A 23,702-nucleotide genomic window follows, 5' to 3' on the forward strand; every position below is an offset into this window, starting at 1 on the left:
CCCGGGCCGGCCGCGTGCCGCACCGGTCGGCGCGGACACGCCGCCGCGGCGTCAGCCGGTACGGGGACGGCGGTCGCGCCGGGGCGCCCGCCGGGACGTCCTGCGCGCGCGGCCGGACGCGGGCGAGGCGGCCGGTGATTTTTCGTCGGCCGGCCGCTTCCCCGCCGCCGGTGACTCCTGGTCGCCCGGCCGCTTCCCCGCCGGCTCGTCCTGCCATGCCTCGTACCCCGAGAAGGCGTCCCCCGGGTCCTCGCCGCCCGACAGGGCGGCCGCGAACCGGGGCCCGGGGACGGTCCTGAGCAGGGCCAGCGCCAGGGTGTCGGAGTCGGGCAGCGCGTTCTCCGGGGGCCGGACCACCGAAGCGGGCAGCATGACGAGGGAGATGGTGCCGGACTCCTCGCCCGAGGGCCGCAGCCGGACGTTTATGCCGTGCCGGTCGGCGAGCCGGCCCACCACGAACAGCCCCATGTGCTGGGCGATCTCGACGTCCACCGTCGGCGGATCGGCGAGCTTGCCGTTGATCTTCGCGAAGTCCTCGGGCTCCAGGCCGATGCCCTCGTCGTGGATCTCGACCATGATCTGGCCGTCGGGGAGCCGCTCGGCGCTCACCCGCACCTGCGAGTGCGGCGACGAGAACACGGTCGCGTTCTCCAGCAGTTCCGCGAGCAGGTGCACGAGGTCGGGCACGACGGAGCCCTCGATCCGCGCCTCGGGCAGACCGGCCGGCCGGATGCGTTCGTACTGCTCCACCTCCGAGGAGGCGGCACGGACGACGTCCACCAGCGGCAGCGGCTGGTCCCACTGCTGGGCGGGCTTCTCGCCGCCGAGCACCAGGAGGTTCTCGCCGTTGCGGCGGACCCGGGTGGCGAGGTGGTCCAGCCGGAAGAGGTTCTCCAGCTGCTCGGGGTCGGTCTCGTTGTCCTCCAGGCTGGTGATCAGGGCCAGCTGCCGTTCGATCAGGGACTGCCCGCGGTGCGAGAGGTTGATGAAGACGGTGTTCAGGTTGCCGCGCAGCCGCGCCTGCTCGCCGGCCAGCCGGACGGCCTCGCGGTGGACGAGGTCGAAGGCCCGGGCGACCTCGCCGATCTCGTCGGTGGTGTCGATCGGGATCGGCGCGACCCGGGTGTCCACCTCGCCCGGGTCGGTCCGGGACATCTGGTCGATGAGCTCGGGCAGCCTGCGGCCCGCGATCTCGATGGCGGCGGCGCTGAGCCGGCGCATCCCGGTGCTCATCGTCCGGGCGAACCAGGAGGCCAGCAGGAAGGCCACGAGTGCCGAGGCCAGGACGAGTGCCGCGTTCACGACGGCGTCCCGGCGTGCCCGGTCGGCGATGTCGTGGGCGTTGCCGAGCGCGGTGTCGGTGAGGTCCACCTGGATACCCCGGTAGGCGTCGAAGCCCAGGGTGGAGGCGGCGAAGAAGGACTCGGGGGTGATGCCCCGCGCGGCGAGTTCCGCGACCGGTGTGCCGTCGCCGATCGCGGTGATCATCTCCTCCATGCCGGGCGGGGCGGTGAACGTGCGTCCCGCCGCCTCGGCCTGCGCCTCGGCCTGCGCGCTCTGCTGCCTGCCCCGCTCCTCGGCGGCGGCCAGTGCCTGCCGCAGCCTGGTCATGTCCTCGGTGGTGCCGGCGCCCGCGTACTCCTGGAGTCCCACCTTCTCCAGGTAGGCGTACGAGCGGAAGGAGGCGAGCTGGGCGGCCAGCTCGCCGGGAGCCAGCCGGTCGCGGTCCTCCACGAGCAGATGCGTGCCGATGGACCGGATCAGCGACTCGGCCGCCTGCGTCAGGGACACCGCGTAGAGCGTGCGGCCGAAGCTCGCCTGGTTGCTGCTGCCGAAGCCCAGTTCGTTGGAGAGCTCCATCAGGGGGTGCTGGACCGTGTGGTAGCTCTCCTCCGTGCTCACCCCGGTCATCCGGGAGGTGAAGGCGTTGGCCCGTACGGCGGCGAGCTGTGCCTCGCCCGCCCGGACCAGCTGGACGCGCCGCAGCAGGCCGCTGGTCTGCGGCATACGGGCGACCGCCGCGTCGAACACCCGGGCGTCCGCGTCGGTGACGGCCCGGGCCCGGGCGACCGTGTCCGACCCCTTGGCGTCCGTCAGCAGGGGGACGACCGACAGGTCGCGCTCGTTGATCGCGTCGCTCGCGTACTTGTTCGCCGCCCGGACCAGTTCGGCGACGCGGACCGCGTCGTCGGCGTCCTGCCAGACGTCGACCGAGCGTTTCACCCGCAGGCCGCCGAGCACGAGGGCGACGAGCACGGGGATCAGCAGGACGGCCCGGAGCCGTCTGGCCACCGGCCAGTTGCCGGTGAGGGGCGTTCTTCGTCTCTCGACCGCGGTGGAGTTGTTCGGCACTGTCGACCTATCGCCTCTGGAGCGCCTCGCGCGTGAGCGCCCGTACCCCTCACTACGCGGCGCCGGTGCCAAGGCGTTCAAAAGTGGTGCAACTTTCACCTAAGTGGGTCGGGTTTCCCCGTCAGGCCCGTCCGTGCACCTCGTGGGAGCGCCGGGACAGCGAGTCGATGACGACCGCGGCGAAGAGCACCCCGCCGGTGATGATGAACTGCACGGCCGGGGGAGTGTCCGTGATCGCCATGCCCGAGGCGATCGACTGGATGACCAGCATGCCGAGCACCGCCGACCAGGTCGTGCCACGCCCGCCGAACAGGCTCGTGCCGCCGATGACGGCCGCCGCGATGGCGTTGACCAGCAGCACGCCGGACCCCGAGCTCTGGCTCACCGAGGTGATGCGCGAGGCCAGGAACAGGCCTCCGACGGCGGCCATCGTGCCCGAGGCCGCGAGCACCGCCGTCTGCACCCACGTCACGCCGAGACTGGCGCGCCGGGCCGCCTCGACGCTGCCGCCGAGCGCGTAGACCTGCCGTCCGTAGCGGGTGCGGCGCAGCAGGAGGTCGAGGCCGGCCACCACCACGAGGAAGATCAGCAGGGCGAGCGGCAGGCCCTGGAACCGGTTGAGGAGATAGGCGGCGCCGAACGCGATCACCGCGAGCGACCCGGAGCGCACGGCGATGGCCCGCAGCGAACGGTGCGGCATGCCGATGGCTCTTCGCCGTCTGCGGTCGTGGTCGCTGACGAGGAACACCGCCCCCGCGGCGACCGCCGCCAGGGCGTAGGCCACCGCGTCGTCGGTGAAGTAGTAGCTCGTCAGCTTGGCGACCAGGCCGTCCTCGTCGAGGTTGAGGGTGCCGCTGTCGCCGAGCACGGCCAGCATGAGGCCGTTCCAGGTGAGCAGCCCGGCGAGGGTGATCACGAACGCCGGTACCCGGGTGCGCGCGATGGAGTAGCCCTGGACGGTCCCCGCCGCGGTGCCCGCCAGGACCGCGATGACGAGCGCCAGCCATTCCGGCACCCCGTGGTTGACGTTCAGCACGGCGAAGACGGCCGCGGCGAGGCCGCTGATCGAGCCGACGGACAGATCGAGCTCGCCGAGCAGCAGGACGAAGACGATGCCGACGGCGATCATCCCCGTGCCCACGATGTCCACGCTGAGGTTGGACAGGTTGCGGGGCGAGAGGTAGTTCGGGTTGAGGGACTGGAAGGTGATCCAGACGACCGCCAGGACCAGGACGACGGGAAGCGAACCCAGCTCGCCCGCGCTCATCCGGTGCCGCAGGGCCGTCGACGCGCTCCGCACGGCACGGGTGGCAGCCCGCGCGCCGGTCACCACCTCGTCTCCCGGGCGCCCGGCCCGCGGGGCGCACCGCGCACGGCGCCGGCGGCGGTCCGGACGGTCCGCTCCCGGGGCGCGGTCCCCCTGCGGCTGCCGCGGCCGTGGATCTCGGCCGGGCCGCGCCTCCTGTGCGCGGTCCGCGCCGCCGGTGAGGGGGGATCCGGCACGGAAACCATCTCCTTCCCGGGGCGTCGGGCCGTGCGGCGCGGGCCGTGCCACGAGAGCCGTGCCCAAGGTCCATGCTGCGACAGGTCGCGGCGGCGCGCAGTCGGTGCGGTGCCCGGCGGGGCCGGTCGCGGCCGGCCGGGGTCAGATCAGTCCGGCCCGGACGCAGGCGGCCCGCAGCTCGGGGGTGCAGATCTGCCGGACGGTGTGCAGGCCGCTCTTGACCACCGTGTCCCGCATGTTGTCCGCGGTCACCGACACCGGGGTGAGCAGGACGGCGGAGACCGCCTTCCCGTCGTGCGTCGGCACCTCGGCGGTGGCCAGGCGGTCCAGGCGCTGCCCGCGGGCCGCGGCCACGGCCATGGCGGCGCCGGCGTCGGCCTCCGGCGCGAACGGCTTGAAGACGGTCATGTACTGCTCGCCGCCGACGATGCGCCGCAGCGCCGAGAGTTCGGCGTCCTGTCCGGTGACCGGCGGCAGCGGGTCCACCTTGTTCGCCTTGAGGGCGGAGATGCTCCCGGCCGCGAGGCCGTCGTTGGCCGCGTAGACCCCGTCGATGGACTCGACGCCGAGCGCCGCGATTGCGCCGGCCATGTTCATGTGCGCCGCTTCCGTACGCCACTGGAGGGTGTCGTAGGCCTTGCCGATCTTCACCTTCGAGCCGAGCACCGACCGGGCACCCTCCTCGAACGACTTGGTGTTCGGGTCGCTGGGATCACCGTTCATCATGACGATCTCGGCGCCGGGCACCTTGTCGCCCATCGCCCGGAGCAGGGCCCGGCCCTGGAGCCTGCCGACCTCCACCCCGTCGAAGGAGACGTAACCCGAGATGGGCCCCTCGGCGAGCCGGTCGTAGGAGATGACGGGGATGCCCGCCTCGCGCGCCTTGGTGACCGAGGGGCCCAGGGAGCGGGCGTCCACGGGCACGAGCACGATGGCGTCGACGCCCTTCGTGATCATCGAGTTCATCTGTTCCTGCTGGAGCGCCACATCACCCTTGGCGTTGGCGTGGTCGACCACGCACTCGGCGCACAGTTCGCCGATCCTCTTCTCCAGCAGGGGTCTGTCCTGGGTCTCCCAGCGGGCCGTGGTGGCGTCCGGCAGCAGCAGACCGATGCTCGGCCGGCCCTGCGTCCGCGGCTCGTCGCCGGTGTCCGCCCCGCAGGCCGCCAGGAGGACCGCGGTGCAGACCGCGGTCACCGCGGCGACCGTGTCCCGTGTACGGGCCTTCATGGGTGGTACCTGCCGTAGACGACAATAAGGTGGGAATGTTCGATTGATCCGTCTATGCGATTCTGGTCGGTAGGTGCCCCGATCTCAACCTGTCGGCACCTGCGGCAGGACGGGAGGTACGGTGCGGACCTGCGTCGACCGGGCCCTGACCTTCGCCGGAGCCACACTGGCAGCGGTCTACGCACCCGGGGCCGGGACAAGGGAACTCCAGTTGGTCGACACGTCCGGAAAGGCTCCTTCCGGATCGGCGCCGCCGGAGCGCCTGCCCCTGTCCGAGGACTCGCCCGCGGCCCGCGCCTTCCGCACCGACCGCTCCCTGTGGCTGACCGCCGGCACCCCGCTCGGCGCGCTGCCCCTCGGCACCCGGGGCAGCAGGCTCGGCTGCCTCGTCGTCCTCGGGGCCTCCGCCGACGGCTTCGAGTCGGAGCAGCGCCACTTCTGGGAGCGGTACGCCGACGCCGTCGCCGCGCTCCTGCCGCCGGACGCCGGCCCGCCGCGGCCGACCCCGCTGCTGGACCCGGCCCTGCGCAGTCTGCGCGTCGGCTTCTTCGTCCTCTCCCCGGACACCGGACTGATCGAGGCCGACGACACCGTGCTCGAACTGGTCGGCATCACACCGGACGACTTCGACGGCAAGGTCGACACCCTGCTCGCCCACGCCCTCCCCGAGGACATGCACGCCCTGATGTCGGTCCTCGAACTCGCCGCCGACCCCTTCGGCCGGCGCGACCTGGAGTTCCGGGTCCGCGGCCCCACGGGGGAGATGCGCTGGCTCAGCCTGAGCTGCCGGGCGGAGGCCGACGGCGTGGACGGAGCGCAGCAGGTCCTCGGCGTGGTGACGGCCACCTCGGTCCTGCGGCGCGGGGGCGACGACGTCTCCAGGATCCAGTGGCTGACGGCGGCCCTCGACGACGCGGCCACGGTCCGTGACGTCGGCCGCGTCGTCGTCGCCGCCCTGCGCGAACCGCTGGCCGCCGACCACGTCGCCGTCGCCGCGCTCCAGGACGACCGGGTCATGGTCACCGCGCTCGACCCGCCGCAGCCCGACGCGTGGCCGCAGGCGTGGCGCGGCGAGTGGCGCACGGAATGGCCCGAGGCGCCCCTGCGCGCCCTGCCCACCCTCCAGGCGGCCCTGGCGGACGGCCGGGTGGACCTGTGGCCCGCGGGAACCGACCTCGAGCCCGGTCTCGCCGGGATCGGCACCGGGGGACTGGCCGTCCTTCCGCTGCCCGCCAAGGGCCAGGTGGCCGGGGTGTGCCTGGTCGGCTGGGACAGGCCGCACGCGTTCGCGCCCGAGGAACGCTCCCTGCTCACCGCCACGGCCGCCCTCGTCGGCCAGGCACTCAAGCGCGCCCACGCGCACGACGCCGAGCAGGAACTCGCGACCATGCTCCAGCGCAGCCTGCTGCCCCGCCGGCTGCCCGAACTGCCCGGCGGGACGGCCGTCGCCCGCTATCTGCCCGCCCGGCGCGGACTCCAGGTGGGCGGCGACTGGTACGACGTGATCGCCCTGTCGGAGGACCGGGTCGCCCTGGTCATCGGGGACGTCCAGGGCCACAGCGCCGGAGCCGCGACGATCATGGGGCAGATGCGTACGGCGGTCCGCGCCTACGCCACCGAGGGCCATCCGCCCGACGTGGTCGTCTCGCACGCCAACCGGCTCCTCGTCGGCATGGAGACCGACCTCTTCGCCACCTGCTGCTACGCCGAACTCGACATGGAGGAGGGCAACGTCCTCTTCGTCCGGGCCGGGCACCTCGCCCCCCTGCTGCGGCTGCCCGACGGCACCACCGAGGAGGTCGAGGTGGCGGGCGGCCCTCCGCTCGGCATCCTGGCGGAGGCCGACTTCCCCATGACGGCCGTCGAACTGGCCCCCGGCACGGTCCTCGCCCTGGTCACCGACGGGCTGGTCGAGGCCTCCGACCTGCCGCTCGACGAGGGCATGCGCCGCACCCGCGTCGCGCTCGCCGCGGCCGACCCCGCCGACCCGGGCCGGATGGCCGACGCCCTCCTCGGCGACGCCGGCCGCCGGGAGGACGACGTGGCGGTGCTCCTGCTGCGCTACGACGGCATGAAGACCCGGCCGGTCAAGGTCGGCTGGATGGTGTGGCGGCTGCCCGACGCCGTCATGCACGCCCGCCGCTTCACCGCCCGCACACTGCGTCGCTGGAAGGTCCCCGAGGCGGCCGACGCGGTGCTGCTCGTGGTCTCCGAACTCGTCACCAACGCGCTGGTGCACACCCAGGGCCCGGTGCGCCTGGACCTGATCCTGCGCGGCGACCGGGTACGGGTCTGCGTCAGCGACTCCTCGCCGCGCGCGCCCGCCAAACCGGTGATCGTGGACTGGGAGTCGACCGGCGGCCGGGGATTGCTGCTGGTCGAGGCGATGTCGGACTCCTTCGGCTCCGTGCCCGTGGCCGGCGGCAAACAGGTGTGGAGCGAGATCACCGTACCGGGAGGAGGCGCACCGTGAGGACCGGCCGCGGGCCCGTCGTCGCGGTGCTCGCCGCGGCGCTCCTGACGGCACCCCTCGCCTCCTGCGGCTCCGGCGAGGAACCGGACCGGGAGGGCTTCACCGTCGGCCTGCTGCTGCCGAGCCGCGCGGTGCCCCGCTGGGAACACGCCGACCGGCCGCTCATCGAGGCCCAGGTGAAGAAGCTGTGCCCCGGCTGCCGGGTGGAGTACGCCAACGCCGAGAACGACGTCACCCGGCAGCGGGAGCAGATGATCTCCATGGTCACCAAGGGGGCCGAGGTCCTGATCCTCGATGCCGCCGACACCCGGGCGCTGCGCTCCTCCATCCAGGAGGCCCGCCGGGCGGGCGTGCCGGTCATCGCCTACGACCGCCTCGCCGAGGGCCCGATCACCGGCTACGTCGGGTTCGACGGCATCCAGGTCGGCAGGCTCCAGGGGGAGGCGCTGCTGCGGGCCATGGAGCGGCGCACCGGGAGCGGCGACGCGGACGTCGTCATGATGAACGGCGATCCGACCAGCCCGAACGCCGACTCGTACCGCAAGGGCGCGCTCTCCGAGCTCGATGGCGAGGTCCGCATCGCCCGCGCCTACAACACGCTCGACTGGAGCACCCAGAACGCCCACACCAACATGTCCGCCGCCGTCGCGGCCCTCGGCCCGGACGGGATCGACGGGGTGCTGGCGGCCAACGACAACATCGCCGCGGGCGTCATCGCCGCGCTCAAGAGCGCCGGGGTCACGAAGATCCCGCCCGTCACCGGCCAGGACGCCGACCTGGACGCGGTGCGGCGGATCGTCACCGGCGAGCAGTACATGACGGTCTACAAGCCGTTCGTGAAGGAGGCCGCCGCGGTGGCCGAGATGGCCGTCGCCGTGGGGCGGGGCGAGGACGCCGGCGACACCGCCACGACGACCGTCGACAGCCCCACCCACAAGCGCATCCCCGCGGTGCTGCTCCAGCCGACCGCGGTGACGGCCCGGGACATCCGGCGGACCCTGATCGACGGCGGCCTGTACACCACGGGCCAGATCTGCACCCGTGAGCTCAGGGCCGCCTGCGACCGGGCCGGGATCACCTCCGGGCCCGGCGGGTGAACGGCCCGCGGATCCTCAGTGCCGGTACGGCTGCTGCTGCGGCGAGCCGTACGCCGGGGCGCCGGGGCCGCCCGTGCCCTGCGCCAGGAGCTGGTCGGCCTGCTCCTTGGTCACCTTCTGCTCCGCGCCGCAGAAGGTGCACTGGGTCGCGTACTTCGTGGAGACCGGGAACAGGGGCACGAAGAACAGCGTGAACTTCGTGACGCGCTTGCGGAGCGTGTGGGCGGCGGGGTTGCCGCAGCGGCCGCACACGAGGGTCAGTATCGCCAGCTGGTAGAGGTACCCCTTGGTGCCGAAAATGATCACGCTGTGTTTCCTTCCGGGTGAGTTTCCGTCCGGCCGGATGCCGTCCGTTCGGATACCGTCCGTTCGGATGGTCGGACGATCCGATCGGCGGACCGGCGCCGGTCGCACCGCACAGTCTGACCCATCGCCGGGCCGACGGGGTGAGCGCCAGGCGGGTCCATGCCCTGGGCCACGCGGGCGACCCCCCGGCCATGACTGCGACCGCCGCCGCGGGACCGGCGTGATGGTCGTCTGGCCGCCGCACGGCGGCGTTCCCGGCTTCCCCGCAAGGAAGGGTCCCATGCCCCGAGTCCCCCGCTCGGCGGGTATCACCGCCGCAGCCCTCGCCCTGGCCCTGTTCGCCTCGGCCCCTGCCGTGGGAGATGCTCCGGTCGTCTCCGATCCGAGCGTCCTCGCCCACTTCGACCTCGCCAAGGGGGAGAGCCCCGAGAACATCGCGCTCGCCTCCGACGGTTCCGCCTACCTGACGCTGTCCTCCGCCCGGCAGGTGGTCAGGATCGACCGCACGGGCCGCAAGCGGGTCCTCGCGACGCTGCCCGCCGTCGCCGACCCGCACACCCCGATCGTCGGCGCGGCCGTCGTCCTCGGCATCGCGCGCGCCCGCAACGGCACCCTGTTCGTCAACTACGCCACCGGTACCGGCGCCACCGGCATCTGGCGGGTGCCCGCCCGCGGCGGCACGGCCCGGCAGATCGCGCAGCTGCCGGCGGACGGCTTCCCCAACGGCCTGGCCCTCGACGAGCGCAGAGGCGTGCTCTACGCCGCCGACTCGGTGCGGGGCGTCGTCTGGCGCGTCCCGCGGACCGGTGGCAGGCCGACGGCCTGGGCGGCCGGAGCCGCGCTGGAGGCCCGCAACCCGCGACCCGCGGCCCGCGTCGGAGTCAACGGACTCCGGTTCCACCGCGGTGCCGTGTGGGTGTCCAACACCAACGCGGGGACGCTGCTGCGCATCCGCGTGCGGAACAACGGTTCGGCCGCGGCGATCGAGACCCGGGCGACCAAGCTGTACGCCATCGACGACTTCGCGTTCGTCGAGCGCCACCGCGACACCGCCCTCGCCGCACTGACCGGCGGCAGCGAGGTCGTGCTGGTCCGCCCGGACGGCACCCGTCAGGTGGTCCTCGCCCGCAAGGACGGGCTGTCCAACCCGACCGCCGTGGCCGTGCGCGGCCGGACCGCGTACGTACCGAGCGCGGCCTACTTCACCCAGCAGGACCCGAACCTGCTGGTGGCGCGCGTGGACCAGCGCGACCGCGGCTAGCCGCACAGCGGCACAGCCGCACAGCCGTCCGGCCCCGTACCCGCACCGGGGTACGGGGCCGGACGGCGTCGGGGGCCGGACTTCGGAGGGCCGGAGTTCTGGGCGGCGGGCCGACGACGTCAGGCCGCCGGGCGGACCAGGCCGTACTCGTAGGCGAAGGCGACCGCCTGGACCCGGGCCCGGGCGCCGATCTTGGCCAGGATGTGGCTGACGTGGGACTTCACGGTGGTGGGGGCGATGGACAGCCGGGTGGCGATCTCCGCGTTGGACCACCCGGAGGCCACCGCGACGAGGACGTCGCGCTCGCGCTCGGTGAAGGCGGCGCGTCCGGGTGCCCGCCCGCCGGGTCGCCGGGGGTGCTCGTGGCGGACGGTCTCGATGAGCGCACGCGTCAGTCCGGGCGTGATGACGGCGTCCCCGGCGGCCACGACCCGCACGGCCGCGGTCAGTTCACGGGGCGTCGCGTCCTGGAGGAGGAATCCGCCCGCTCCCGCGCGCAGCGCGGCGTAGGCATGGCCCTCGTGGCCGGTGGAGGCCAGCACCAGGATCCGCGGGGGTCGCCCGGCCGGACCCTCGGGGCCGGGTGGCGGGGCGGGCCGCGCGGGGTGTGCCGGGGCCGCGGGGTGGGCGATGCGCCGGATGGTCCCGAGGTCGTCCGTACCGGGGCCGACGCCGCCCAGCAGGACGACGTCCGGCCGCAGCGCGGCGCTCAGCGCGACGGCTTCGGCCCCGCTCGCCGTGTCGCCCACGACGGTCAGATCGGGCTCGGCGGCCAGGAGCATGCGCAGGCCGACGCGTTGGAGGGACTGGTCGTTCACGATGAGTACGGAGGCCATGGCTTCGTTCTCCATGCGGTGGGGGAGTACGCCTCACATGAACGAAACGGTTTCGTTCAGTTGCTTGTCAGCGTAGCCCTCCGGGCATCGAAACGGAAGCGTTTCCTTGTGGCTCGGGTCACACCCCGGGGCGCGCCGTCACGGACGCACAGGGGTGCGCCCGGGGGTGCACTCGGGGGTGCCCCGGGAGGGCCGGTCGCCGTCTCCCGGGGTGTCCCTTCGCTACGCCCAGCAGCCGTTCACGGTCGCCGCCAGGCCGTCCATGGCGTCCTTGATGTCGCTCGGGTTGGCCGTGGAGTCGTTCTCGATGAAGGCGAACACCTTCCACCTGCCGTCCTTGCCCTGGGTCAGACCGCTCAGCGCGATGGCCCCGGTGAGGGTGCCGGTCTTCGCGTGCACCTTGCCGACCGCGCACCGGGAGTTCACGTCGTCGAAGCGGCCCCACTCCGGACCGAGCGTGCTGCCGGCCTCCCCGGAGACGGGCAGCCCGTCCAGGATGGAGCCCAGGGTGGCGGAGTTGCGGGGCTGCGTCAGCAGTTCCAGGATCTCCGCGAGCGTGGCGGCCGGGATGCGGTTGGCCCGCGACAGGCCGCTGCCGTCGTGGATCACGAAGTTGTCGAGCGGGACGCCGTACCGGGTGCTCAGTACCTGGCGCACGACGTCCGTGCCGCCCTCGAAGGTGGCCGGGCGGCCCGCGGCGAGGGCGGTCGTCCGCAGCAGGGTCTCGGCGATGTTGTTGTCGCTGACCTTGATCATCGTGTGGACGATGTCCGACAGTGGTGCCGACAGGTGCCGGGCCACGGGGAAGGCGCCGGGGTCCGCTTGCGCGCGGGTCACGGCGCCGTCGACGGTGACCCCGGCCGCGGCCAGCTGCCGGGCGAAGGCCTGTCCGGCGTCGATCGAGGTGTCCTGGACGCCGTGGCCGTCGACGACGAGGGCGCGCACCGGAGCGACGGAGTCCGGGTAGTAGCCGGTGTTCCAGCCCTCCGCCAGGGCCGGTTCGCCGAAGAGGCTGTCGTCCACCGCGACCTTCACCGTCGTCAGCCCCGCGGCCTTGAGCCCGGCGACCGCGGTCCTCGCCAGTTCGGCGAGGTCGGCGCCGGTCAGGGTGCGGTCGCCGCCGCCCACCAGGGTGAGGGTGCCGTTCCCGTACACGACCCGGGTGGTGAACCTGTGGTCCGGGCCGAGCACCGTCAGGGCGGCGGTCGCCGTGGCGAGCTTGGTGTTGGACGCCGGCATCAGCGCGGTCGCCCCGTCGTGGTCCCACAGGGTGGTGTCGGAATCCGGGTCGAGGACGACCCCGCCGACCTTGGAGCCCAGCCGGGCGTCGACGACCCGGGCCTCGAGGTTGGCGACCATCTGCCGGTCGTCCGCGCCGAGCGTCCGGCCCGCCGTGGGGTTCCCGGCCGTCGTGCCGGTGGGGTTGCCGGCGGCGAACGCCGAGGGGCCGGCCAGTGCGGCCGACGTGACGGGCAGGGCCAGCGCGAGCACGAGCGCCCGCCGCAGAGCGGTACCGCCGGGCCCGGTCCCGCGGTGCCGGCGCCGACCGCCCGGGACGAGGGGACGCTCGGGCAAGGACGCCGTCATATCGGTCATGAGGTATCTCAGGACTTTCGTGTGGGGGGTGCGCGAAAGAATTCGGGCGCACCTTATCACCCGTCATATTTGTCCCGGGCGGGCGAGGCCGGGAATTGACGGGAGTTCAACAGCCGTCAATTCCGGGCCTTTTCACCGCGAATTCAGAGTCCCGACCCCAGGCTCTGCGTCGTGTAGGCGCACTCCGTGTAGATGTAGCCCGACTGGAGCTTGGCCGTGTCCGAGGCGGGCGTGGCCAGGCTGTCGCCCTTGGGCTTGTGCAGGAAGTACGTCGTCCCGACCGGCAGGCTGATCGTGCGCTCCGGATAGTTCTTGCCGCTCGGGCACGGCTTGAAGGACGGGTTCAGGGTGCTGCCGAGCGAGTACGCCTTGCAGCTGCCGCAGGCCTTGAGGGTGAAACTGCCGGTGACCGGACCCGTGTACAGCACCGTCACCTCGTCGGGGCTGTCGTTCTGCACGGTGACGGAGATGCTGCCGCCGGTACGCGTCGTCGGCAGCTTCTTCCCGGCGGCCGGCACGGTCTGCGCGACCTCCGCCGCTATCGCGATCTTCTTCGCCAGCGCCGCGTTCTTGGCGGTCTTGTGCGCGGAGGCGTAGTCGGTCATGGTCTTCTGCGCCGAATCGAAGTCGCCGTCCCGGTACTGGTCCACGCCGCAGGTGTACGCGCCGGTGTCGGCGCTCGCCGCGGCCCGCAGGGCGTCTCTGTCGAGAGCCGCGCCCGCGTCCGACTGCCCGGCGTCCAGGCCGTCGATCTGCGTGCCGAGCGTGGTGAGCCGCTGCACCGCGGAGCAGGGCTCGGCCCCGCCGAGGTCCTTCTCCGTGCGCACGACGGCCGCCGCGACGGCCGGTTCGACCTTGGCGGCCTGCTCCGACCGCGGGAACGTGGACAGCAGCTCCCCGTACTGCGAGGCCCAGGTGGCCTCCCCGGCCGTCAGCGCCGTCGAGGCGCACTCGTACAGCGAGGTCGCGAGCCGGTCGTCCGGCCAGGTCCGCAGCGCGCCGAGATCCGTCCCCGGCAGGCTTTTGGGGACCGTGCGCAGGTACTTCAGCGGTTCCACCGCCTCGCAGTACTTGCCCTGCGCGTACGGGGCGCCGACCGTCGTGTAGAAGGCCTTCATCCGCGCGGGCACCTGTTCCGCGGCGCGGGAGCCGGGGTGGTCCGACCTGAGGTCCGCGTAGGCGTCCAGCGCCTTGCGGTAGTCGGCCCGGGCCGAGGTGAACGCGCGGTCCCCGGCCGCGCGCACCAGCCGGTCGGCCTCGTCGAGCCGGTCGAGGAGCATCTGCTGGGTCGCCTCGTCACGCGCGTCGTCGTACAGCACGACGCCCCCGGCCGGTCCGACGAGCAGGAGCAGTCCCAGCCCGAGTGCGAGCGGCGCGTTCCGCAGTCCCGCCAGCGGGGTGCGCAGGCCGACGTACGCGCCGTGCGCCGCCACCGCGGCGAGGAACGCGACGTAGAGGACGAGCGCGACGCCCGGCACGCCGTCCGGGTCGGCCGGCAGCGCCACGAACAGCAGCACGGCGGTGGCGGCCCAGCACAGCACCATCAGCACCCAGCGGCGCACCAGTGCGTAGCCCAGGCCGAGACCGCTGAGGTTGAGCACGGCCACCGCGACGGCCCGCACACCGTCCGCCGGAGCGGGCGGCGGGGACGGCGGCGCCGACGGCATGGGTGGTGCGTACGGGAAGGCGTGATGGTTCGTGTCACCGAATCTGCCGTACTGGTCCCCCGACATGGCGGCTCCCCCCGGTCAACTGCGTCCGCACGTCTACGATTTGTCAGTGTACGGGCGAACGGGACCGGCCGACAGGGGCGAAGGGGTTCCTGCATACGATCTGTGACCTGGGCCGATCCGCGCGGCGGGCACAGGACGCACACGAAACGGCCGGGCCGCCACGCGGGGGCATGCGTGGCGGCCGCGGCTGCGCTATCGCGTCAGGCATGGGTCAGGCCACACCCCCCACCGTCTTCTTGCGGCGCAGGGCGTAGAGGCCGGTGCCGGCGACGGCGAGGATGCCGAGTCCGGCCGCGGTCGTGGTGGGGGTGGCGAGGGCGCCGCCTCCGGTGTGCATGCCGCCGCTGGGCTTGTCGTGCTCCTTGCTCCAGCCGCCTTCGGACTCCTCGTGCCCGCCGTTCCAGGAGTCGTTGCCGTGGCCGCCGGAGCTGTCCTTGTCCTTGTAGGTCTCCGGGTCGAAGCGGGGGTCCTTGGCCGCGCCGCGGTCACCGCTGTCACCGGTCAGGGCCAGGGCCCCGCCGCCGGTGTGCATGCCGCCGCTGGGCTTGCCGTGCTCCTTGCCGTGCTCCTCCTTCTCCTCCTTGCCGTGCTCCTCCTTGCCGTGGTCTTCCTTGCCGTGGTCTTCCTTGGCGTGGTCTTCCTTGGCGGTGGAGTCCTCCTCCTTGGCGGTGGAGTCCTCCTGGCTGTCGTGGTCGGTGCTGTACGAGGAGGTGTCCTCCTTGCTGTAGGAAGAGTCGTCGTGGTCCGTGTCACCGGCTGCGTAGGCGCCCGGGGCGCCGATGGCGAGGGCGGCCGAGGCCGCCGCGGTGGCCAGGATCATGCGAGCTGAACGCATCTGATGGTCCTTCCGTCGCGACCGGGCAGCCGACACCTCGTCAGCTGACACGACCCGGTCCGACGTGATCCACCGTCAGTCAGGGCGTGCCTCTCCACCACTCGGGGCGATCAGCCGGGTGAACCCGGCGGCCCCTGCGCCGCCCACGCCGTCCAACCCTCATTCCCGCGGCGACCACTCCGCCGGAGCAGCGGTACGGCGGTCCCCGGGGTGAACGGCACCGGCGCCCCGGACTCCGCCGGCTCCCTCGTCTCCCGGGCTCAGTCACCGAGGGGCGCGGCGGGCCGGTCCAGGACGGCCAGCAGCCGGTCGGCGAACTCCCGCGGGCACTCGACGGCCCCGAGGTGGCCGCCGGGGAACTCCTCCAGGCGTGATCCCAGGAGCTCCGCGAGGCGGGCGGCCGGCCCGTACAGCGGTGTCTGAAGGCGGGAGTCGCGCCCCGCGGCGGGCACCAGCCGGTGTGCCACGGGCCGCAGGGACGCGAGATCGGGCACGGCCGAGGAGAACGAACGGAGCACCCTTCCCAGGAAGACCGGCAGGTTGGCGTGCATCCGCGGGGCCATCTCCGCTATTGCGGGCGGCAGTTCCGTCGCGGGGACGGGCGCACGCTCGACCGCTCCGTGCGCCAGCCCCTCACCCAGGCGGGCCATGGCCGCCTCGGCGCCCCGGGTGCGGAGCAGCTCGCGCACCTCGGCGAACAGGGCCCGGTGCGGGGCCGGGTCCGGCAGGAGCTCCAGCAGCGGCGGCTCGTGCGCGACGACCCGGCGCAGCCGCCGCGGATGCCTGGCCAGCAGGTCCACCGCGACCACGGCGCCGGAGCTGCAACCGAGGACGACCGCCTCCTCGTCCGGGGCGAGCAGGTCGAGCAGCCTGCGGGCGTCGTCGCTCCACACCGAGACCTCCTCGTCGGCGCCGATCGCGTCCGGCGGGGCGGTCAGCGGGCTGCGGGACAGGCCGCGCGGGTCGTACGAGACCACCGTGTAGCGGGTGGCCAGCAGCGGTGCCATCCCCGCGTACAGTCCGGCGTCCCCCGCGCCGCCGGGAATGAGCAGCAGGACCGGCCCGCTGCCGAGCGTCTCGTAGTGGAGGGTGGCGCCGGGCACGGCCAGAGTGCCGGTCCGCTGCGGATGCATCGCTCGCTCCAGTGAAGGTCGTGGGTCATGGGCCGTGCGGGCTCGCCGCCCCTCGGCTTTTCCTAGTATCCCTAGGTTTTTGACTAGCTCTACCAGGTTTCTGGATTCCGCTGGTTCCATGACCCCTGAACAGGGCGAACGGATTGCCCGTAACTCTGGGTAACTCCTCGGCTGTCGTACAGTCGGAGCCGGGGAGGAAGAGCGGAGGGGGGCGACGTGCCGCTGGAGCCGGTGGAGCCGGTGGAGCCGGTGCGGTTCACGGTCCTGGGGGCCGTGCGGGTCCTCCGGGGCGACGCGGAGCTGGAGCCCGGGGGACCGCAGGAGCGGGCCTTCCTGGCGCTGCTGCTGGTGGCGGCGGGACGTCCGGTGGCCCTGGGCGAGATCGTCGACGTGCTCTGGGGCACCGATCCGCCGCACAGCGCGGTCAACGTGGTCCGGCGGCACGTGGGATCGCTGCGCCGGCTGCTGGAGCCCGGCCTCGCCGCCCGTGCCGAGGGGCGCTGGCTGCTGCGGGAGGCGGGCGGCTACCGGCTGGTGACCGACGCCGGCTCGTCGGACCTGGTGCGGTTCCGCGCGCTCGGCGAGGAGGCGCGGCGGAGCGCGGACCGGTCACCGGCTCGGGCGCTCGAACTCCTCACCACGGCGCTGTCGCTGTGGCAGGGGCCGCTCGCCGCCGGTGTCCCGCAGCGGGCCCGGGCGCATCCCCTGTTCGAGGCGGTGGACCGCGAGCGGTCGGCGGTCCTGCGCCGCGCGACGGACCTCGCCCTGCGCGTCGGCGCGCCGGACCTGGTCCTGGACGAACTGCGGACCGCCGCCGCACGGCACCCCCTCGACGAACCCCTCCAGGCGGGACTGCTCCTCGCGCTCACGGCGGCCGGCCGCCGCCCGGAGGCCCTGGCCGCCTACGAGGCCGTACGCGCGCGACTGGCCGAGGAACTGGGCATCGACCCCGGCGCGCACCTGCGCGAAGCGCACGACGCGGTGCTGCGCGAAATGCCCGGCACCGGCACCGGCACCGGCACCGGCACCGGGCAAGGCGCCCCGGCGCAGGCGGCCCCGCCCGCTCCGCCGCAGCCGTCGCCGTCACCCTCCGCTCTGTCGTCGGCTCTGCCGCCGCCCGCCCAACTGCCGCACGACATCGTGGGTTTCACCGGACGCCGGGCCGAGCTCGACGAGGCCTTCGCGCTGTCCGGAGCGGACGCCCCGGGAGCCGGGACCGTCGTGATCAGCGCCATCGGCGGTATGGCGGGCATCGGCAAGACCACCCTCGCGGTGCACTGGGCGCACCGGGTCGCCGACCGGTTCCCCGACGGGCAGCTCTACGTCAACCTGCGCGGCTTCGACCCGTCCGGTGCCGTCCTGGACCCCGGTGAGGCCGTACGCGGCTTCCTCGACGCGCTCGGCGTGCCGCCCGAACGCATCCCGCACGGCGTCGACGCGCAGGCCGCGCTGTACCGCGGCGTGCTCGCCGGCCGACGGGTCCTCGTCGTGCTCGACAACGCGCGGGACACCGAGCAGGTACGGCCGCTGCTTCCGGCGTCACCCGGCTGTCTGGCCATCGTCACCAGCCGCGACGAGCTGGCGGGCCTCGTCGCGGCCCACGGCGCCCGCTCACTGACCCTGCGTCCGTTCGACGCCGTCCAGGCACGGGCGTTCCTGGAGCGCCGGCTGGGCGCGGAGCGGGTCGCGGCCGAGCCGGGGGCGGCCGACGAGATCAGCGAGCTGTGCGCGGGACTGCCCCTCGCCCTGGCCTGCGTGGCCGCCCGGGCCGCCGCGCACCCGCACTTCCCCCTCGCCTCCGTCGCCGCCGAACTGCGTGAGGCGCACGGCAGTCTCGACGCCTTCGCCCGCACCGACGCCTCGGTGGACGTCGGCACGGTCTTCTCCTGGTCCACGCGCGCGGTCTCGCCCGCGGCCGCGCGGCTGTTCCGGCTGCTCGCCCTGCACCCGGGCCCGGACTTCTCCCTCCCCGGCGCGGCCGCCCTCGCGGGGCTGACCGTACGGCGGACGCGGCCCCTGCTGGCCGAGCTGACGGGTCTGCACCTCGTCACCGAACACCAGCCGGGCCGCCACGCCTTCCACGACCTCCTGCGCGCCCACGCCGGTGAACTCGTCCACGAACGGGACACCGCGGCCGACCGCGCGGCGGCCCTGGAACGGCTGCACCACCACTACCTGCACACCGCCCACGTCGCGGACCGGCTGCTGGCGCCCAACGCCGATCCGCTGCCCCCGCCGCCCGCACCCGAGGGCGTCCACCCCGAAGCCCTCGCCGACGACGACCGGGCCCTGGCCTGGCTCACCGCCGAGCACGCGGTGCTGCTCGCCGTGGTCGAGTCCGCCGCGGCGTCGCGGCACCCCGCGCAGGAACGTATCGCCTGTCAACTGGCCTGGTCCCTGGAGCCGTTCTTCGACCGGCGCGGACACTGGCACGACGGGCTCGCCGCGCAGCGCACCGCGCTGGACGCCGCCCGGCGGCTCGCCGACCCGGCGCTGGAGGCCCGCGGCCTGCGCGGACTGGCCCGCGTGGAGGGCCGGCTCGGGCTGCACGCGCGGGCCGTCCCCCGGCTGGAACGGGCCCTGGACCTGTTCGCCGAGCTGGGCGACGACACCGGCCGCGCGCACACCCACCGGAGCCTCGGCTGGGAGTGCGACCAACGCGGCGACCTGACCGGCGCCCTGCGTCACAACCAGGTCGCCCTGGAGTTGTTCCGCGCCCTCGGCGACCGCGCCGCGCAGGCCAGTGTCCTGAACTCGGTCGGCTGGTACCACGCGCTGCTCGGCGAGTACCGGCACGCCCTGACGCACTGTTTCGAGGCGCTCACCATGCTCCAGCAACTCGGCGACCGCTACGGCCAGGCCGCCACCTGGGACAGCATCGCCTACGCCCACCACCATCTCGGCCGCCACCCGCACGCGCTCCTCGGCTACCGCAACGCCCTCGCCCTGCTGCGCGACCTCGGAGTGCCGTACGTCGAGGCCGACATCCTGGTCCGGGTCGGCGACACCCACCTCGCCACCGGCGACCACGAGAGCGCCCGCGCCGCGTGGCAGGAGGCACTCGTCCTCCTGCGGGGCCTGGACCACCCCGACGCCGAGGCGGTCGAGGCACGGCTCGCCGCACGGGACGGTCACGCCGGTGCCGTCTGATGCCCGGGCCGCGTCCCCCGCGGCCCGGCCCCGGCAGGGGATGCGCTTCGAACTGCTGGGCCCCGTACGGCTGTGGCGGGACGGGCACGAGCTCGATCCCGGCTTCCCCCAGCAACGCGCCCTGCTGGCCCTGCTCCTGATCCACGCGGGCCGGCCGGTGCCGACGGCCGAGATCCTGGACGTGCTGTGGGCGCAGCGGCCGCCCGTGAGCGCGCCGAACGTGGTGCGGCGCTACGTCGCCGCGTTGCGGCGGCTGCTCGAACCGGGGTCGCCGCCGCGCACCCCGGGCCCGCGTCTGCCGCGCCGCACCGGGGGCCACCTCCTGGAGGCGGACCCCGACGAGGTCGACCTGCTGCGCTTTCGCGAACGGACCCGGGAGGGCAAGCGGGCGGCGGCCACCGGACGTGCCGGGACGGCGGCCCGGCAGTTCGTCCTGGCGCTGGGGGAGTGGCGGGGGCCCGTCGCGATGGGCGTGCCGGCCTCCGTGCGCGACCACGCGCAGTTCGCCGCCGTGCAGCGCGAACTCCTCGAGACGGCCCGGCTGGCGGCCGACGCGGCGCTGCTGTGCGGGCGCGCGGAGCAGGTGCTCCCCGTGCTGCGCCGGGCTGCCGTGCACGATCCTCTCGACGAGCCGCTGCACGCCAGGCTGGTGCTGACCCTCGCCGCGAGCGGGCTCCAGGCGGAGGCACTGCGGGCCTACGACGACGTCCGCCTCCGCCTCGGCCGCGAACTGGGCCTCGCGCCGGGGCCGGAACTGGCGGCGGCGCACGCGCGCGTCCTGCGCCAGCAGGCGGGACGGCGATCAGCCCACGCCCCCCTCCCCACCCCGCCCACGCCCTCGAACCCTCCCCCCGCCACCCGGCCCCCGGCGAACGCCGCCCCACCCCCGACCCCACCGGCACTGACTCCCGCCGTGCGGCCCGCCTGGCTGCCGTCGGACCCGGCGGTCTTCGTGGGCCGCGAGGCCGAGTCGCGTCGGCTGGACGGTGCCGCCGGTGCGGGGGTCGTGGTGGTCGCCGGAGCGCCGGGCGTCGGCAAGAGCGCCCTCGCGCTGCGCTGGGCGCACCGGACCGCCGGCCGTTTCCCGGACGGGCGGTTGTTCGTGGCGCTGCACGGATCCGATCCGGCCCGGCCGGCCGTGCGGCCCGCCGACGCGCTGCGCGCGATGCTGGCGGCGCTCGGCGAGGACGGGCCCCGTCTGCCGGACGGTCTCGACGCCCTCACCGGCAGGTACCGCACCCTGCTGGCCCGCCGCCGTGTCCTCGTCGTCCTCGACGACGCGGCCGGCACCGCGCAACTGCGCCCGCTGCTGCCCGCCGGGCCGGGCTGTCTGGCGCTGGTCACCGGCCGCCAGGCCCTGCCCGGCCTGCTCGCCTCGGGAGCACGCCAGCTCCGCCTCGGACCGCCGTCCGCCGAGGAAGCGCTCGCGCTGCTGGCCGCACGGGTCGGCGCCGGGCGGGCGGCCGCCGAACCCGGGGCCGCCGACGAGATCGTCGCCCGCTGCGGCAGGTCACCCCTCGCGCTGACCCTCGTCGCCGAGCGCCTCGCCGGCCGGCCGGACGTCCCGCTCGCCTCGGAGGCGGCCGTCCTGCGCGACACGCACGGGACCCTCGACGCCCTGGACGCCGTCCGGGAGGCCTTCCTCGGCTCCTACCGGCTCCTCCCGCCGGAGCAGGCGCGGCTGTTCCGGATGCTGCCCCGGCTGGGGGACGACGGCATCACCGCGTCCCGGGCATCGGCACTCACGGGCCTCCCGGTGCGCCGGGCCCGGCTGCTGCTCGGCGCCCTCGCCGACGCCCACCTGCTCACGGAGGCCGCCCCGGGCCGCTACACCCTGCACGTCCTGCTGCGCGTGTTCGCCGCGGAGCGCGCCGCGGCCGAGGGCGGCCTGCCCGGCACGTGACGGCGACGTCACTTCGGCGACGTCACTTCGTTGTCACTCTTTTTGCACATCCGCCGAACTACCGTCCGAGCACGTGATCGACGGTCCCCGGAGGCTATGGCGGAAGATGCCCAGCACCAGCACGCGTACCTGTGACAACGCCCGCACGACCGACCCGTCCGCGCACCGGTCCGCGCCCGGCGTCGAGATCGTGACGGGCACGCGGACCCCGGACCGGCTGCCGGGTGATGCGGACGCGCACCCCGCGCACCGGCTCCTCGCCCGCGACGGCGGCGAGTACCTCTTCGTCGGCCTGCGCGCCGGCGGCCGGCCCGCCCCCGCCGTCCGGGAAGCGCCCGCCCCCGCCGCCGACGAAGTGTCCGCCGCGGCCGTGTCCCTCGAGCCGCTCGACATCCCGCGCCTGCGTCTGGCACCCGGGGACGTCTGCTTCTACGCGACGGACCGCGCCCCGGCGCTCGACTTCCGTGAGCCGTTCCGGGCGACGACGTTCCTGCTCCCGGCCGACCTGCTCGGCCTGACGGACTCCGACGTGCGGCGGATCGCGCGGACACCGGTGGCCCGTTCCTCCCGGCTCGGCACCCTGCTGTCGCCGCTGCTGTCCGACCTGGCCGAGGCCGCCGCCGAGGCCGGACCGCCGGTCGGCGAGATGCTCGCCCGCAACGCGGTGAACCTGCTGGCGACCCTCGCCGCCGAGCAGTTGGGCACGGCGCCCGCCACGGCGGACGGGGAATCCGGGACCCTGGGGCCGGCCGCGGCGGCGGGCCCGGCCGACGGGCGGCCTCCCGTGCTCGGGCGGGTCCTGGAGTACGTCGAGCTGCACCTGACCGACCCGGACCTGTCGCCGGAGGCCGTCGCCCGGGCCCAGCACATCTCCGTGCGCTATCTGCACAAGCTGTTCAAGGACGAGGGGACCACGGTGGGCCGGTGGATCCTGCGCCGCCGGCTGGAGGAGTGCCGGCGCGATCTGGCGCGCCACGGCCGCGGCGGCCGCACCATCGCGGCGGTCGCCGCCCGATGGGGTTTCCTCAGCGCCACGCATTTCAGCCGGGTCTTCCGCTCCGCCTACGGAATGTCGCCCCGTGAATGGCGGGACACCGCGGGGAACGGCCCCCGGCCGGTATCCCGTTGAACGGATCGAATTCACCGGGAATTCGACCGGATCGTATACAGCGAATTACCGCGGTGCGCCGGGTTGCGGAACCCGGGTTCTGTGCACTGTGAGCACAGCGTCCGTGCACGGGTGGACAAATTCCACCCGCATGGCAGATTTAGCGTGACGGAGCAAGACAGCGCACATCGATAACAGCAGGAGATGCCATGTCCGACGTCGTCGAGCCGGTCACGCCGGTGCTCGAACCGGAGGCCGCGGCGTTCGCCGAGGCGACCGCCAACCCGCCGTACCTCTTCGACCTGCCGCCGGCGGAAGGTCGCAAGGCCGTCGACGAGGTCCAGTCCGGCGAGATCGACAAGCCCGCCGTGGACGAGGAGTGGATCACCGTCTCCGGCGGCCCGACGGGCAGCGTCCGGGCCCGCATCGTCAGGCCGGCCGGTGCCGAGGGCACCCTGCCGGTGATCCTCTACATCCACGGCGCGGGCTGGGTGTTCGGCAACGCCCACACCCACGACCGGCTGGTGCGCGAGCTGGCCGTCGGCGCCGAGGCCGCCGTCGTCTTCCCCGAGTACGACCTCTCGCCCGAGGCCCGCTACCCGGTCGCCATCGAGCAGAACTTCGCGGTCGCCCGGTGGATCGTCGAGGAGGGCGCTTCCCAGGGTCTGGACGCCGCCCGGCTGGCCGTCGCGGGCGACTCCGTCGGCGGCAACATGACCGCGGCCCTCACGCTGATGGCCAAGGAGCGCGGTGGCGTGCCGCTGGTCCAGCAGGTGCTGTTCTACCCGGTCACCGACGCGAGCTTCGACACCGGTTCGTACCACCAGTTCGCGACCGGCTACTTCCTGCGCCGCGACGGCATGCAGTGGTTCTGGGACCAGTACACGACCGACGAGGCCGAGCGCGCCCAGATCACCGCGTCCCCGCTGCGCGCCACCACCGAGCAGCTCAGGGACCTGCCCCCGGCGCTCGTGATCACCGGCGAGGCCGACGTGCTGCGCGACGAGGGCGAGGCCTACGCCAACAAGCTGCGCGAGGCCGGCGTGCCGGTCACCGCGGTGCGCTTCCAGGGCATCATCCACGACTTCGTGATGCTGAACGCCCTGCGTCCGACGCACGCCGCCGAGGCCGCCATCACGCTGGCCGTCGGCACCCTGCGCGACGCCCTGCACGTCTGACCCCGAG

At 74.1% G+C, this 23,702-nt stretch carries 16 protein-coding genes; 7 read left to right on the plus strand and 9 right to left on the minus strand.

From position 1 onward, the window contains the following. Positions 1-51 precede the first annotated feature (51 nt). The 3 genes from Saso_RS07535 to Saso_RS07545 form a co-directional block, all read right to left on the minus strand. The gene (locus Saso_RS07535) at positions 52-2,352 is read right to left on the minus strand and encodes a sensor histidine kinase (RefSeq protein ID WP_229901627.1); all 2,301 of its coding nucleotides are present in this window, start codon (positions 2,350-2,352) and stop codon (positions 52-54) included. A 121-nt stretch (positions 2,353-2,473) separates the two neighbouring features. Next, entirely contained in the window at positions 2,474-3,685 is a 1,212-nt protein-coding gene (locus Saso_RS07540) for a sugar ABC transporter permease (protein WP_372442409.1), read from the minus strand. A 312-nt stretch (positions 3,686-3,997) separates the two neighbouring features. Next, positions 3,998-5,086: a sugar ABC transporter substrate-binding protein gene (locus tag Saso_RS07545; protein WP_189928687.1), complete on the minus strand. Its 1,089-nt coding sequence runs from the start codon at positions 5,084-5,086 to the stop codon at positions 3,998-4,000. A 121-nt stretch (positions 5,087-5,207) separates the two neighbouring features. Here Saso_RS07545 and Saso_RS07550 point away from each other — a divergent pair, with 121 nt between their 5' ends. Then, on the plus strand, positions 5,208-7,559 hold the full coding sequence (locus Saso_RS07550; RefSeq protein ID WP_189928688.1) for a SpoIIE family protein phosphatase: 2,352 nt from the start codon (positions 5,208-5,210) through the stop codon (positions 7,557-7,559). After that, complete coding sequence (locus Saso_RS07555) at positions 7,556-8,656, plus strand: substrate-binding domain-containing protein (RefSeq protein ID WP_189928689.1); 1,101 nt, start codon at positions 7,556-7,558, stop codon at positions 8,654-8,656. Before Saso_RS07550 ends, Saso_RS07555 begins: the two co-directional genes overlap by 4 nt. Before the next feature lie 15 nt (positions 8,657-8,671). Here Saso_RS07555 and Saso_RS07560 read toward each other — a convergent pair whose 3' ends face one another. Then, on the minus strand, positions 8,672-8,962 hold the full coding sequence (locus Saso_RS07560) for a zinc-ribbon domain-containing protein (protein WP_189928690.1): 291 nt from the start codon (positions 8,960-8,962) through the stop codon (positions 8,672-8,674). 280 nt (positions 8,963-9,242) lie between these two features. On the opposite strand from Saso_RS07560, the gene Saso_RS07565 reads away from it, so the two are divergent. Continuing rightward, a complete protein-coding gene (locus tag Saso_RS07565) occupies positions 9,243-10,223 on the plus strand; it encodes an NHL repeat-containing protein (RefSeq protein WP_189928691.1) in 981 nt (326 codons plus the stop codon). A 119-nt stretch (positions 10,224-10,342) separates the two neighbouring features. Here Saso_RS07565 and Saso_RS07570 read toward each other — a convergent pair whose 3' ends face one another. From Saso_RS07570 to Saso_RS07590, 5 genes are all read right to left on the minus strand, one after another. Then, a complete protein-coding gene (locus Saso_RS07570) occupies positions 10,343-11,059 on the minus strand; it encodes a LuxR C-terminal-related transcriptional regulator (RefSeq protein ID WP_189928692.1) in 717 nt (238 codons plus the stop codon). Between the two features lie 222 nt (positions 11,060-11,281). Then, positions 11,282-12,634 (minus strand): D-alanyl-D-alanine carboxypeptidase/D-alanyl-D-alanine endopeptidase, encoded by a 1,353-nt coding sequence (gene dacB, locus Saso_RS07575; protein ID WP_372442410.1) that lies wholly within the window; start codon positions 12,632-12,634, stop codon positions 11,282-11,284. A gap of 164 nt (positions 12,635-12,798) precedes the next feature. Continuing rightward, a complete protein-coding gene (locus Saso_RS07580; protein ID WP_189928693.1) occupies positions 12,799-14,388 on the minus strand; it encodes a hypothetical protein in 1,590 nt (529 codons plus the stop codon). A 211-nt stretch (positions 14,389-14,599) separates the two neighbouring features. Continuing rightward, positions 14,600-15,223 carry a hypothetical protein gene (locus tag Saso_RS07585; protein WP_230426617.1) on the minus strand — a complete coding sequence of 208 codons (624 nt, stop codon included), beginning with the start codon at positions 15,221-15,223 and terminating at the stop codon, positions 14,600-14,602. 260 nt (positions 15,224-15,483) lie between these two features. Then, positions 15,484-16,356: an alpha/beta fold hydrolase gene (locus tag Saso_RS07590; RefSeq protein WP_189928414.1), complete on the minus strand. Its 873-nt coding sequence runs from the start codon at positions 16,354-16,356 to the stop codon at positions 15,484-15,486. 216 nt (positions 16,357-16,572) lie between these two features. Here Saso_RS07590 and Saso_RS07595 point away from each other — a divergent pair, with 216 nt between their 5' ends. From Saso_RS07595 to Saso_RS07610, 4 genes are all read left to right on the plus strand, one after another. Beyond that, complete coding sequence (locus Saso_RS07595) at positions 16,573-19,506, plus strand: AfsR/SARP family transcriptional regulator (protein ID WP_229901606.1); 2,934 nt, start codon at positions 16,573-16,575, stop codon at positions 19,504-19,506. Then, positions 19,496-21,409: an AfsR/SARP family transcriptional regulator gene (locus tag Saso_RS07600; protein WP_229901605.1), complete on the plus strand. Its 1,914-nt coding sequence runs from the start codon at positions 19,496-19,498 to the stop codon at positions 21,407-21,409. Before Saso_RS07595 ends, Saso_RS07600 begins: the two co-directional genes overlap by 11 nt. A 106-nt stretch (positions 21,410-21,515) precedes the next feature. Continuing rightward, positions 21,516-22,538: a helix-turn-helix domain-containing protein gene (locus Saso_RS07605; RefSeq protein ID WP_189928412.1), complete on the plus strand. Its 1,023-nt coding sequence runs from the start codon at positions 21,516-21,518 to the stop codon at positions 22,536-22,538. 188 nt (positions 22,539-22,726) lie between these two features. Next, complete coding sequence (locus Saso_RS07610; protein ID WP_189928410.1) at positions 22,727-23,695, plus strand: alpha/beta hydrolase; 969 nt, start codon at positions 22,727-22,729, stop codon at positions 23,693-23,695. The last annotated feature ends 7 nt before the right edge of the window (positions 23,696-23,702 follow it).

It is taken from the genome of Streptomyces asoensis, from assembly GCF_016860545.1.
Taxonomy (GTDB): Bacteria; Actinomycetota; Actinomycetes; order Streptomycetales; family Streptomycetaceae; genus Streptomyces; species Streptomyces asoensis.